Raw genomic sequence first — 12,797 nt, 5'->3', positions numbered from 1 at the left:
AAGCTGGGAATTTGTATAATACCCATAGATATTTCACTCTAACATAACTTAAATAGCAGTGTTATATCATTGATATAAAGTGTTTTATCTACTCTTTGTAGTGATTGATGCTGTGAGCCAAGGCATGAATAGTGTTCGTTGTTTACACCTTAGATCACAAGGCATTGCCATTAATATCCGTACCCATCAGGACTTGGTCATCTGGGTTATCAGTCGTTTCGTTTGCAATCCAAGGTGCTAGGCAATCGCGGTCTTCAACGCAAGGGTCGGTTAGACTGTTTAGAAAAGCCACTAACTGATCAATTTCATCGTTGTTTAAATTTACATTTGGTAATCGGGATGTGCCAGCGCGGCGTTCTTCATCGAGTTTATCTAATGCTAACTGCCCATTTGCACGCACGTTAGGGTATAAGCTTGTGCAGTTTGAAGTATTCTCGAATTGTGCCAACTGACACCATTCACTATCAGCTGCGTAATCACTAATACTGCGATTTGGATTGTTGTAATGACGTAAGATTCTTTCGAGTGAGTCAAAGGCACCGGTGTGACCATAAGGTGCTGTGACAGCAATGTTTAATAAACTCGGTGTTCTGAAATTGTACCTGTGTTGTGTATCACCAGTAACACGTTCACGACCAAAGTCATCATCGCCATGACTCCCATCTCCTTTACCTACACCAATTTGTGGAAAGGCGGTAATGTTATGGCGTTCATCGCTTAATAGCGGTCCACTGTGACAAGATGAACAGCCTGCGCCACCGTCTTGAGGTGCAGTAAAAAATAATAGTGCGCCTTGTTTTTGTTGTTCTGTTAATACGGTAATGTTGCCATCGAGGTAATTACGCCAAGGTGAGTTGATAAACACCATTGATCGTTCATATTCGCTAATGGCTTCAACGGTATTTTCGAAAGTCACTAACGTTTCGGTATCGGCATTACTGTTGAATGCTGTTTGAAATTCGCTTAACCATTGATTTCGTGACAACTCACCAGCACCTTCATCATAATCACCTAAGCGTGCTGCAAGGTGATGACGAATGATGTCATTACTGCTGTCATTTTCAAAATCAACCGTTTTCATTTCATCATCAGATGTAACTGGAAATCGTGCTTGCGCGACCACTAAATTTGAGCCTGCATTGTTATCAACAACACCAAAACCGCTGTCTGGTGTACTAATGCCCGATACTGCGCCATTTTGATTTATTTCTTTCCCTATACTTTCTACTCGTGAATCCCAGAACAAACTGCTATCCCATAGCGCGATATTAAATACAGTGGGACTATTACGAGGAACGAGTGGAATACCTGCGTTATGCTCTCTGCCTAAACCAAGTACTTGGGCATTTATCGCTTCGACACCAACCGGTAAACTAAGCTCATCTGCGCCTCCGAGAGTAGGGTGATGACAACTGGCACAAGCGCTGTCAAAATTACCACCGAGGCTTTGGCTAAAGAATAGTTTTTTACCTAACACTGCGAGTGGAGAATCAATGGATGGAATATTTCGATTTGCAGTGGCTGAACGATCAAGATTTTTTTGGTCGATAAGGGCTTGCAGTGAATCATCCAATTCGGTTGGCTCACTGCTAGGGGCGTTTACGCTATCATCGTCATTACTACTCCCACATCCAGAAAGGGAATATGTCAAAATTAGCATAGCTGTTAGCGTTAACGACTGTTTTATTTTTAAGACCATAATAGACTCCGTTCGCATGTAATGTGGCTGCAGTATTACAATTAGTCTAATTAATGAGTATGGAAGAACAATGCAACAAATAAGGAATAAATGTGCAAAATATTTAAGGTAAGACATATTTTTCATTTAAAGGTATAGCTTAACTTAGGTTAGGTCGACGTTGTTATAGAGCGTGATTAGTTATAATTGTTAGCCAAAGAACCCGCTGGATTTACTCTCGCTCACAACTCATTAATCATGTATACCAAGATCACAGGGTTGTGAGTGAACGCACGATAGACAGTCATGTGAAAAAACTACGCAAGAAGTTACATAAGAAGTTACGTAAGAAGTTACGTAAGAAGTTACGTAAGAAGTTACGTAAGAAGCTAAATGATGCAAAGCCTGATGTAGAGTCAGTACAGTCAGTTTATAGCGTAGGTTATAAATTAGAAATATAAATAGAAGCATCCTCATTCATGATAAAGCCAGACAAGATTCTGGTTTTTTATACTAATTAATTGCCCTTACTTTCTTCACTTATAGGCATAACCGAACTATGGTTTTACCATGCTAAGTATTTTTTGCTGTGAAAATTGTAGGTGAATAGCCTTCATCGTCTTTTTATTACTGTAGTTCCGGGCGGTAGTTACTATGTTAAGACACTATTATGTATCTGATGATCTTGATGAATTAGAGGTCGTTGAAAAGGAGTTAGAAGCGGAAGGATTTACCGAACCTCAAATCCATGTGTTAAGTCTTGATGATTGCCATGTAGAGCAACATCGCTTACATGAAGTTGAATCCTTGCTTAAACAAGATGTGATTAGAGGAAGTGAAATAGGGGCTGGTGTTGGTGTTGTCGTAGCTATGTTGGCGCTCGTAATCCCTTATATGATGGATTGGACAAGTAGTGCAGCAGGGTGGCTACCCTTTATTTTCTTATCCGTACTGAGTTTTGGATTTTGTACTTGGGAAGGTGGTTTCATTGGTTTTCAAAAAACGAATGTACACTTTGCGCGATTTCAGGAGGCCTTGATAAAAGGGAAACACATTTTATTTGTCGATGTTGATCCAGTGCAGGAACATAATTTTGGTATGATCATGAAAAATCACCCCAATATGGAACCTGCAGGTTGTGGTGCCGGTTCGCCACATTGGGTGGTCAGCTGCCAAGACACATATAATAGTGTGATGAGAAGAACACCTTAAAGCATATACTTTCCTTATTAGATGGTTCAATTATGGTCATAGCGGTAGTTATCTTATTACTGGTTATCAGTTCGTTATTATTTCATTTTTTAAGTCCATGGTGGTTCACACCTATTGCTTCAAATTGGACTGCGATTGATCAAACGATCAATATTACATTTTGGGTAACGGGCACTGTATTTGTTGCAGTGAACCTATTTCTCGTTTACGTGGTTTATCGCTTTCGTTATAACAAAAATAGAAAAGCAGATTATGATCCGGAAAATAGTAAACTTGAAGCTTGGCTAACGGTACTCACTTCGATTGGTATTTTTGCCATGTTAACACCGGGGCTGTTTGTTTGGGCTGATTTTGTTAATCCCCCTTCAGATGCTAACGAGGTCGAGGTTGTTGGCCAGCAGTGGCACTGGAGTTTTCGTTTACCCGGTGCCGATGGTAAATTGGGCCGAACAGCGATTTCGTTAATTAACGTGAATAACCCGTTTGGTATTGACCAAAATGATCCCGACGGACAAGATGATATATTAATTAATAGTAATGAATTACACCTGCCTATTGAACGCCCTGTGAAAGTCTTACTGCGCTCTAAAGACGTACTGCACAACTTCACAGTTCCCCAGTTTAGAGTAAAAATGGACTTGGTGCCGGGAACGCAATCTTACCTTTGGTTTACACCTACTTTACTCGGTCGTTTCGAGATCTTATGTCTTGAGCTATGTGGTATCGCACACTATACGATGCGTGGTTACGTCGTTGTTGAGTCTGAAAGCGATTATCAAGCTTGGCTTAACGAACAACCCACATTTAGGCAAAGCCTTGCGCGAATTCGTCATGACATTTCTGCGGGTCAGCGTATTTATAGTGCGTGTATTGCTTGTCATGGTGTTAATGGTGAAGGGAGCGAAGCGATTGGCGCCCCGATGCTTGCAGGTCAGGAATTTGATTACCTTAATCGTCAGTTACATTATTTTCGTGACAATATACGCGGCACTCATCATGACGATATATATGGACGTCAAATGTTACCGTTTGCGGCAATGTTAGCGGATGATGATGCTGTTAAGAACGTGAGTCGTTACCTTCATTCACTTCCATCCATAGCGCAAACCGTTACGCAGCGAACAAGAACGCAGGGTAATGCGTCTACTGGACAAAGTATTTACAAGAATTGTGCTGTTTGCCATGGCGAATTTGCTGAGGGTAACTATGCGCAAAAAGCACCTCAATTAGCGAGGCAGTATAGTTGGTACCTCAAGCGACAACTTGAATATTATCAGCAGGGTATTCGTGGAAAACATCCACAGGATATGTACGGTTCTCAGATGATATTGATGTCTAAATTATTGCAAAACGAGCGAGCTATCGACGATGTTCTCGCGTATATCGCGACATTACAACCCGCTAAATAAGGTTTGCTAGGAGGTTTGAGTGAAAGAAATACAGCCTGTAGCCGATGACAATCATGATGACAGTTGTGATGGCTATAATCACCAACCATCAGGATTTATTGCTAAATATGTATGGAGCCTAGACCATAAGGTTATTGCAATCCAATACAGCGTAACGGCTATTTTTGTTGGTCTGATCGCCTTGGTATTATCTGCTTTGATGCGCTTACAGTTGGGCTTTCCCGATCACTTCTCTTTTATTGATCCTACGTCTTATCTGCAATATGTGACAATGCACGGCATCATCATGGTGATCTATTTACTCACCGCATTATTATTGGGAGGTTTTGGTAATTACTTGATTCCATTAATGATTGGTGCGCGTGATATGGTATTTCCTTTTCTTAACATGTTGAGCTTCTGGACTTATTTAGTGTCAGTTATCGTGCTAATAGCCAGCTTTTTTGTTACAGGAGGGCCGACTGGTGCAGGTTGGACCTTGTATCCCCCGCAAGCTATTTTGCAAGGTACACCGGGAGCAGATAACGGCATATTATTGATGTTATTGTCATTAGCCATTTTTATTATCGCGTTTACCATGGGCGGGCTGAATTACGTTACCACGATATTGCAAGCGCGTACGCGTGGAATGACCTTGATGAGAATGCCGCTGACATTGTGGGGGATTTTCATTGCGACCATCTTAGGATTGCTGGCATTTCCTGCGCTACTGGTCAGTGCGATCATGATGTTGTTTGATAAACTACTGGGGACCAGTTTCTTCATGCCAGCGATCTTATCCTTAGGTGAAAGCCTAGATTACACTGGCGGTAGCCCCATCTTATTTCAACATCTATTTTGGTTTTTCGGTCATCCCGAGGTATACATTGTCGCGTTACCCGCATTTGGCATGGTATCGGATGTGATCGCTACTCATGCCCGTAAAAATATCTTTGGTTATCGGATGATGGTGTGGGCGATCGTGGCTATTGGTGGGCTTAGCTTTGTGGTATGGGCGCATCATATGTATGTCAGTGGTATGAATCCTTATTTTGGTTTTTTCTTTGCGACGACGACCTTGATTATTGCGGTGCCGACCGCGTTGAAAGTTTATAATTGGCTGCTAACGCTGTGGCGCGGTAACATTCATTTTACGGTACCTATGTTTTTTGCTATTGGTTTTATTTTTACCTTTACGCACGGTGGTTTAACGGGGCTATTCTTAGGTAATGTGATCGTTGATTTACCCTTGTCGGATACCTTTTTTGTGGTTGCGCATTTCCACATGGTGATGGGTGTTTCGCCAATCATGGTGCTGTTTGCTGCCATCTATCATTGGTTCCCGTTAGTGACTGGCCGCATGCTACATACAGGGCTGGGGAAATTGCATTTTTGGGTTACTTTTCTTGGCACCTATGCGATTTATTTACCGATGCACTATCTTGGCTTTCTTGGTGTGCCGCGTCGTTACTTTGCGCTGGGCGATACCAACTTCATTCCCGATTCAACACAAACACTCAATGCTGGTATTACTGTTGCTGCCTTGATTGTTGGCGTGGGGCAGTTGATCTTTATTTTCAATCTTATTTGGAGTTTACGTCGCGGTAAAAAGGCGGTTGCTAATCCTTGGCAAGCGACATCGTTGGAATGGCAAACGCCGCAGTGTCCACCCGTACATGGCAATTGGGGAGATAAAGTACCTGTGGTTTATCGTTGGGCTTATGATTACAGTGTCCCTGGCCACAAAACGGATTTTACCCCACAAAATAAACCAGATTCAGAGTGTTTATTAACTGATAAAGGTGGGCTGTGATAATGAATATTATTCGCCAATTATTCAATAAACCTTGGTTGTCAGATCATGCTGATATTGCCGACTCATCCAATCAAACACAATGCTTAAAGCTGACACAGACCCAATCAACTAAAACAGCACTGGTATTCTTTTTGATGGTGGTGACAGTGCTCTTTTTCTTGATCACAATAACCTTCTTATCACGCTCACAATACCCTGACTTTACTGCATTATCTGGCCCGCCTTGGTTGCCCTTTAGTAACCCTGTTACGCTTTGGGTTAATAGCGCTTTCTTATTATTAGCATCTGTATCTATTCGTTTTTCAGTTATATCTCAACCGTTTAACGAGCGTGTAGCGCATACACGTATGGTGCTGGCATTATGCTTGACAGGCTTGTTCAGTTGTTTGTTTTTAATTGGACAACTATTAGTGTGGAAACAGCTCACTGCGTCAGGCTATGCGGTGAATGGTAATCCTGCTAACAGTTACTTTTATCTGTTTACCGGTATTCATGGGTTACATTTGGCTGGTGGCTTTATTGCATTAATACGGGTTGTGTTCATCTTTGTTAAGCAGGCTGATAATGAACGATTTAGGGCCAGCTTACGCTTATGTGTTTGGTATTGGCATTACTTGTTTATTGTGTGGATGTTGCTGTTTGCGTTGTTAACGGCAAGCTCTGGCACCTACAAAACGATTGCATTGCTTTGCGGTTTTTAGGAGAAAATCATGAATAATAACCACAATAGTAATGAGAAGAAAGGCTGGCAAAGTGCAGTATCTGATTGGTCAAATGACCGCACTGTATTTGATATGCCTTGGCCTAAGTTTATGATGTGGGTATTTTTACTCAGTGATACCTTCATCTTTGGTATTTTTTTAACTGCTTATATGAGCGTGAGAATGAGTACGGTGGATGCATGGCCGAATTCGAGTGATGTATTTGCGTTAACGATAGCAGGAGAGCATGTGCCCTTGGTATTGATCGCGATTATGACATTTATTCTTATTACCAGTAGTGGCACGATGGCGTTGGCAGTTAACTTTGCCTATCAAGGCGATAAGCGCAAAGCTGGTTACTTGATATTTATCACTGCGCTATTTGGTATCGCTTTTGTGGGTATGCAAGCCTTTGAGTGGAGTAAGTTGATCTTTGAAGAAGGGGTTAGGCCATGGAGTAATCCTTTAGGCGCCGCACAATTTGGTGCTACTTTTTTTATGATCACCGGGTTTCACGGTTTGCATGTGAGTGCTGGCGTTATCTATCTGTTAGTCGTTGCCAAGCGTGTACATGCGGGAGATTATGACAAAAAAGGTTATCACATGGTCGAAATAGCTGGACTGTATTGGCATTTTGTTGATTTGGTTTGGGTATTCATTTTTGCTTTTTTCTATCTTTGGTGAGGTGTGACCATGAAGTCCACACAAACACATAAGGTTGGCCAAGTTCATCCTATTAGCCTTTATCTTAAAGCATGGTTATTGTTGTTTATCTTGAGCGCCTGTTCTTATATGGTGGACTATATGCAGGTTCAAGGTTATTTACGCTGGGCACTTATCCTGTTTTTTATGGTCATGAAAGCGGGACTTATTTTAGCTGTATTTATGCATCTAAATTGGGAACGATTTGCGGTTAAATTACTGCTATTTATTCCACCCATTGCGATATTGATTTTCATTACTTTAATGAATATAGAAGCCAGCTATGTGTTTATAAATCGGTATTTATAAACAGCTACTTGTAAATCAGCTTTTTAAAGATTCGTTTATAACTCTATCCATTACTAATGGAGTTTCCGAAGTGACCTTAAAGAAAATCGTCAATAAATCTGTATATATAGCTGTAGGTGCTAGTGCTATATTCATTTTTTTGATGGTACTAAGGTTCCTGTTTAGTTTATATCAATCTCAACCAGTGGCGAAAATCAATGGTATCGCCTTGAGTGAAGCCATGCCGATTGCCTCTTTTGCACTGCAAGACCAACATGGTAATCGTTTTACACAAGATGACTTGTTAGGAAAGTGGCATGTTGTCGCTGCAGGGTATACGCATTGTGCTGATATTTGTCCGATGACCTTATTAGCACTATCCCAATTTCAGCATTATTTAGAACAAGATTCACTTGAAGATGATGTTGGTATTATCTTTTATACCGTTGATCCACTACGTGATACGCCACAAGTATTAGCGAAGTATCTGGCGTTTTTCGCACCTAAAATAATAGGTCTTGGCCAAGTCGAAGAGGGTTCCTATAGCGGGTTTGTGAATAGCCTCAATATTATTGCAATCTATGAATATACAGCACCGAATGAAACTTACAGTGTGAGTCATAGTTTAGCATTTATGGTGATTAATCCAGATGGACAGTTGCAAGCAATTCTAGAACCTGAAACGGACCCCTTTGGAGGGGCTAAATTATCCTCGACACTTTTGTTCGAGGATTTTAAGCAAATAAAGCAATATTATGATGATGCAAAAGCCAATTAACTAATCAGAATTAACCTCGTAATAACATGTATTCTACAAAAATATAAAATACCCATAAAGTATTAAGTTTTTATTCTATAACCCTTGTATAAATAAGGTTTCTTACTGTATTGTTACCGAAGATGTATAACAAAAAAGGTAAAACAATGAGTAAATTAAAGGGTATTCAAATCACGCAAGCTGATGATCAGCGTTTTAATAACTCAATCTGGTTGATTGATGAAAGCGCAGAGCAAGCAAGATGTATTGGTACTGTAGATGATTTTATTGCACAAGACGCTGTGGTTAACTTAGCTGAACTTGGTAACTTTGAGTCTCGCGACATTGCAATTGAAGAGCCTGCTAAAGTTGAAGGCGGCCAGCATTTAAATGTGAACGTATTAACACGTGAAACATTAGAAGATGCGATTAAAAATCCAAGTGCATACCCACAATTAACTATCCGCGTTTCTGGTTATGCAGTACGCTTTAACTCATTAACACCAGAGCAGCAGCAAGACGTTATTAGCCGTACATTCTCAAAAACAATGTAATGTTATTTCGTGATGTAGTGTAACTGCTTCGCTAAAGCCTCAGAATTTTCTGGGGCTTTTTTGTATTTATAATTTCCTATTTAGTCTTATTTGCTTTATATCTAATTGATAGATTAATTATTTTATAGAAATGAAGGAAAGTAGAGATGGATGGAATAAGTATTTTATACCCATTACTTGCGCATATGCTTTTAGTTATATCGCTGTATATTTTGTTGATAACGCGAAAAAAGAAAGCAATAAAAGCAAAAACAGTCGATTTTAAGAAAACGGCGCTGAATAATAAAGCCTGGCCAGAAGATGTGGTTCAAGTATCGAATAATTTAGACAATCAGTTTGAATCACCTTTGATTTTTTATGCGCTATGTATTATCACGGTATTAGTGGGAGCGGTTAATACTTTCGCCATTACATTGTCGGTCGCGTATGTTGGCTTTAGGTATATTCATGCGTATGTACATGTTGGTACTAACTATGTGCCACATCGTTTACGTGCGTTTGCATTGTCTTTATTTGCAATGTTATTACTGCTTCTCCAAACTATTGTGCATATATATATCGCTGCTTAGTGAAGTCTGTATTTGAAATTACAGCATGTATTGAAAACAAAATAGCCGCATTAAATGCGGCTATTTTATTATTCGATCATGCGTTGATCGCAGGTTAGTCTACGTAAATGTAGCCGACTTGATTACGCTAGTGTAGCGTCATCTGTTGAAATGTCGTCGCCTTTTTTACGTTTTAATATCAATAGGCAAATTGCAGTGAACATACCAAATGCTGATACGCTTAGACCAATACCAAAGATCATTTGGTATGCTTCAATTGCAGGGTAAGTATCAATGATCCAACCGTTTAGTGCGTAAGCCCAGAAAACAGAAGCATAAGCTGCAAATGAACCAACACTCATCGCCGCGCCACTGAATTCTTTTGGTACACCAGCTTCTGCAATCGGCGCTAAGATAATGCCTTTTGCTAGGAAGATACTGAACGAGAAGCACATGAGTAGAATCATGTTCATTACTAACATTTCAGCTGATTTAGGCAATACGATAGTAATACCTAAACATAGAACAGTTAAGCCCAGTGCGCATAACATCATTTTAATCGATGACTTGAATACAAAATCTGCAATTGAACCAGCAACTAAACCAGCAACAACACCCATTGCACCCGTATTAATAATACCGAAAATAGCCGCTTCTGCAGTTGTTAAACCAAATACAGCTTGTAGGTACGGTACCGTGTAGATAAGTGTAATGTAAGTCCAGTAAACCGTTAACGATGTAAGTGCAGCTAACCATACAGTAGGCATTTTCAATACGTAGAATAAACCTTGTAATGCTGCTTTGTTTTTACTTTCGCCAGCTTTAACTTCTAATTGATTGTCTGGAACAAATTTCCATACACAGAAGATCATTGGCAGGATAAGTAGCGTGTAGAATACGATAGCACCTTGGAAAATCAAGATTGAACCACTTACTAACGCCATGATACCAACGATAATTGCGTTCATGCTCATTTCTGTTGCACGACGGATAGACTCTAGTAAACCAAAAGCCATACCTTTGTTGTTATCACCTGACATTAAGTTAACGCCATTCACAACTGCAGGCCAGAAGATTGCGTCAATCAGGCCCCATAGTCCGGCAATGATAACCAAGTAAGTAAATTCAGGTTGGAAGATGATAATCGCCATCATACTCAAGAATCGAATGAACATACTGGTCATTAAGATTGAGCGTACTGAAAAACGGTTATTTACCCAACCTGCAGGAATGTAAAAGAACATCGCAGAACCGATTAAGGTAAATAATACACCCATCTGTGTATTGTCGATGTTCAATACTTCTAACAATAGATTGTAGAAAGTACCTTTAAATGCTTCGAATGCTGAGTAAATTATTTGTCCTGATAATACGACAGATAAGAAACCGTAAAAGCGACTTTTAGAGTCAAAGCCAATTTTTTCTAATAAACTCATTACTTATTACTTCCTACTTTATATTTTGATGGGAATTTATGAGCGTTATCAGTACATATACCGTCAACACCCCAGTTGAATAATTGATTAGCACGCGCAAGATCATTGACTGTCCACACGTTAACTTTAAAACCAGCGGCTTTAAATTTGTGTACCATTTCTTGTGTTAAGCCTTTGTCTTCTGGATGGATGTAATCAGCATTACACCAATCTAAAATAGAGTTCCAGTCATCCCACAAGGTATGGCTTTCAAACAAGCAAGCAACTTGAGTTTCTGGACTACGGCGTTTGAATTCTGTTAATGCAAGGTGGTTAAAACTTGATACGATTAATTCGCGCTCAGGGTTTAGATCTTTTAAGCCAAGAATTAAATTATCAATGAGGGTGTAACTTAACTCTGCACTTGCTGCACATGATTTGATTTCAATGTTCATGTTTAATTCAAGTTCATTTGCGAGCGAGATTAGTTCTTTTAGTGTAGGTAATTTTTCACCAATGAATTCATCAGCAAACCAGCTACCAGCATCGATATTTTCGATATCTGCGTGACTAATTTTACACAGTTGACCACTCTTATCGGTACAACGATCTAATGTATCGTCATGTGAAACAATAATTGTACCGTCCTTTAAAATATCGACGTCACATTCGAACCACTGAATATTATGCGCTTTGCATAAAGAGAATGCGGCTAATGTATTTTCCGGTGCCAGTGATGACATTCCGCGATGAGCAATCAATCTTTTCATTGTTAACCTTCCTACGACTAAAGTGATGGCGAGATAATAAGGGAGATTATACAAACGAAACGTGATGTAGATAGAATTATCACCATTCGAAAGTTAAAATGTTTAAAAAAAGTTACATTTTGTTCGTTGCGTCACCAATCGAAACGTTTTTTAACTAGTTTAAATACTTTAAAAATCACTTGGTTTCAATCGGAAGTTACATTTGAAGGTGTAAATGTATCTATTTGTGATGTGCGTTAATCTAGCGTTAAAAGTTGTGATATTAACTGTTTTGTTATTATTACGCTTTCGATGTGGTGATTTAGACTATTTTAACGGCTGTTAATTCAGGGGGGCTTAAGTAAATTTTGACAGTGTAGGGCTATCTAGAGATAACCCTTGTATTAAGTTCTCGCTATTTTTGCGTGTTAACAGGGATCATAATATGAACATACGGTGTGCCTTTCCACATCACATAGGGTCCACCATTATGTGGGTCAGTGGGGAGTGAATCGAGTAAGGCCTTATCAGGGGTTATAATCATTAAATGCGGACCTTCTTTGACCCACTGATTATCACTTGTTTTTCCTTTGGCATATGGGTCTATATTACTTGCGCCTTCATCACCCGCTAGCATGTACGAGATCCCCATTGCTTTAGCTTGGAATGGTTTTTTGTTCATCCAAGCATCAGCCCATGCCATCCAAGGACCATCCATACACATTGGTGCCTTACCTGTTAGATGTGGGGGCGTGGGAAAGCAAGTATAATTGCTGGTTCCTTTTTTAAGGACGGTCTTATCCCAGCCAACAACGGTCACTTTATCGCGAAGTGCGATAGGGGCAGCACTCAGTGCATCTTTGATTAAACGCTCTGATTTGTCGTCGGCACTCACGTTGGCGGTATAGGCTGTACAAAGTAATATTGAACTTAAGATATAGGATGTAACTCTCATTACACTATCCTCCTGCTGGAAAATATAGGAATAT

General features: G+C 39.9%; 14 protein-coding genes and 1 pseudogene. 11 read left to right on the top strand and 4 right to left on the bottom strand.

Annotation, left to right across the window (positions count from 1 at the left end):
• Positions 1-154: 154 nt before the first annotated feature.
• Entirely contained in the window at positions 155-1,699 is a 1,545-nt protein-coding gene (locus HWV00_RS12430) for a cytochrome-c peroxidase (protein WP_211681674.1), read from the bottom strand.
• A 182-nt stretch (positions 1,700-1,881) separates the two neighbouring features.
• Between HWV00_RS12430 and HWV00_RS21655 the strand changes: the two are divergent.
• From HWV00_RS21655 to HWV00_RS12380, 11 genes and pseudogenes are all read left to right on the top strand, one after another.
• Positions 1,882-1,962: pseudogene (locus HWV00_RS21655) on the top strand (two-component system response regulator BaeR); the annotation flags it as partial.
• A gap of 24 nt (positions 1,963-1,986) precedes the next feature.
• Positions 1,987-2,139 carry a hypothetical protein gene (locus tag HWV00_RS21490; RefSeq protein ID WP_255554528.1) on the top strand — a complete coding sequence of 51 codons (153 nt, stop codon included), beginning with the start codon at positions 1,987-1,989 and terminating at the stop codon, positions 2,137-2,139.
• A gap of 193 nt (positions 2,140-2,332) precedes the next feature.
• Positions 2,333-2,890, top strand: a complete 558-nt coding sequence (locus HWV00_RS12420; RefSeq protein WP_211681671.1) for an NAD/FAD-utilizing enzyme — start codon at positions 2,333-2,335, stop codon at positions 2,888-2,890.
• 32 nt (positions 2,891-2,922) lie between these two features.
• Positions 2,923-4,299, top strand: a complete 1,377-nt coding sequence (locus HWV00_RS12415) for a c-type cytochrome (protein WP_211681669.1) — start codon at positions 2,923-2,925, stop codon at positions 4,297-4,299.
• A 19-nt stretch (positions 4,300-4,318) separates the two neighbouring features.
• Positions 4,319-6,091: a cbb3-type cytochrome c oxidase subunit I gene (locus tag HWV00_RS12410; RefSeq protein WP_211681666.1), complete on the top strand. Its 1,773-nt coding sequence runs from the start codon at positions 4,319-4,321 to the stop codon at positions 6,089-6,091.
• Between the two features lie 2 nt (positions 6,092-6,093).
• Positions 6,094-6,795 carry a cytochrome c oxidase subunit 3 gene (locus HWV00_RS12405; protein WP_211681664.1) on the top strand — a complete coding sequence of 234 codons (702 nt, stop codon included), beginning with the start codon at positions 6,094-6,096 and terminating at the stop codon, positions 6,793-6,795.
• A 9-nt stretch (positions 6,796-6,804) separates the two neighbouring features.
• Entirely contained in the window at positions 6,805-7,479 is a 675-nt protein-coding gene (locus tag HWV00_RS12400) for a heme-copper oxidase subunit III family protein (RefSeq protein ID WP_211681663.1), read from the top strand.
• A gap of 9 nt (positions 7,480-7,488) precedes the next feature.
• On the top strand, positions 7,489-7,806 hold the full coding sequence (locus HWV00_RS12395) for a cytochrome C oxidase subunit IV family protein (RefSeq protein WP_211681661.1): 318 nt from the start codon (positions 7,489-7,491) through the stop codon (positions 7,804-7,806).
• 70 nt (positions 7,807-7,876) lie between these two features.
• Positions 7,877-8,563, top strand: coding sequence for an SCO family protein (locus HWV00_RS12390; protein ID WP_211681659.1), 687 nt, complete (start codon positions 7,877-7,879; stop codon positions 8,561-8,563).
• A 122-nt stretch (positions 8,564-8,685) separates the two neighbouring features.
• A complete protein-coding gene (grcA, locus tag HWV00_RS12385) occupies positions 8,686-9,096 on the top strand; it encodes an autonomous glycyl radical cofactor GrcA (RefSeq protein ID WP_370630455.1) in 411 nt (136 codons plus the stop codon).
• Positions 9,097-9,242: 146 nt separating this feature from the next.
• Positions 9,243-9,665: an MAPEG family protein gene (locus HWV00_RS12380; RefSeq protein ID WP_211681655.1), complete on the top strand. Its 423-nt coding sequence runs from the start codon at positions 9,243-9,245 to the stop codon at positions 9,663-9,665.
• 122 nt (positions 9,666-9,787) lie between these two features.
• On the opposite strand, the gene HWV00_RS12375 is transcribed toward HWV00_RS12380, so the two are convergent.
• The 3 genes from HWV00_RS12375 to HWV00_RS12365 form a co-directional block, all read right to left on the bottom strand.
• Complete coding sequence (locus tag HWV00_RS12375) at positions 9,788-11,080, bottom strand: MFS transporter (protein ID WP_211681652.1); 1,293 nt, start codon at positions 11,078-11,080, stop codon at positions 9,788-9,790.
• Positions 11,080-11,829, bottom strand: a complete 750-nt coding sequence (locus HWV00_RS12370; RefSeq protein ID WP_211681651.1) for a glycerophosphoryl diester phosphodiesterase — start codon at positions 11,827-11,829, stop codon at positions 11,080-11,082. Before HWV00_RS12370 ends, HWV00_RS12375 begins: the two co-directional genes overlap by 1 nt.
• Before the next feature lie 394 nt (positions 11,830-12,223).
• Entirely contained in the window at positions 12,224-12,763 is a 540-nt protein-coding gene (locus HWV00_RS12365; protein ID WP_211681649.1) for a hypothetical protein, read from the bottom strand.
• Between the last annotated feature and the right edge of the window lie 34 nt (positions 12,764-12,797).

This window comes from Moritella sp. 24 (assembly GCF_018219155.1).
In the GTDB taxonomy this organism is placed as follows: domain Bacteria; phylum Pseudomonadota; class Gammaproteobacteria; order Enterobacterales; family Moritellaceae; genus Moritella.
The sequence above is the reverse complement of the archived record's forward strand: the minus strand, read 5'-3'. Positions and strand labels throughout refer to the sequence as shown.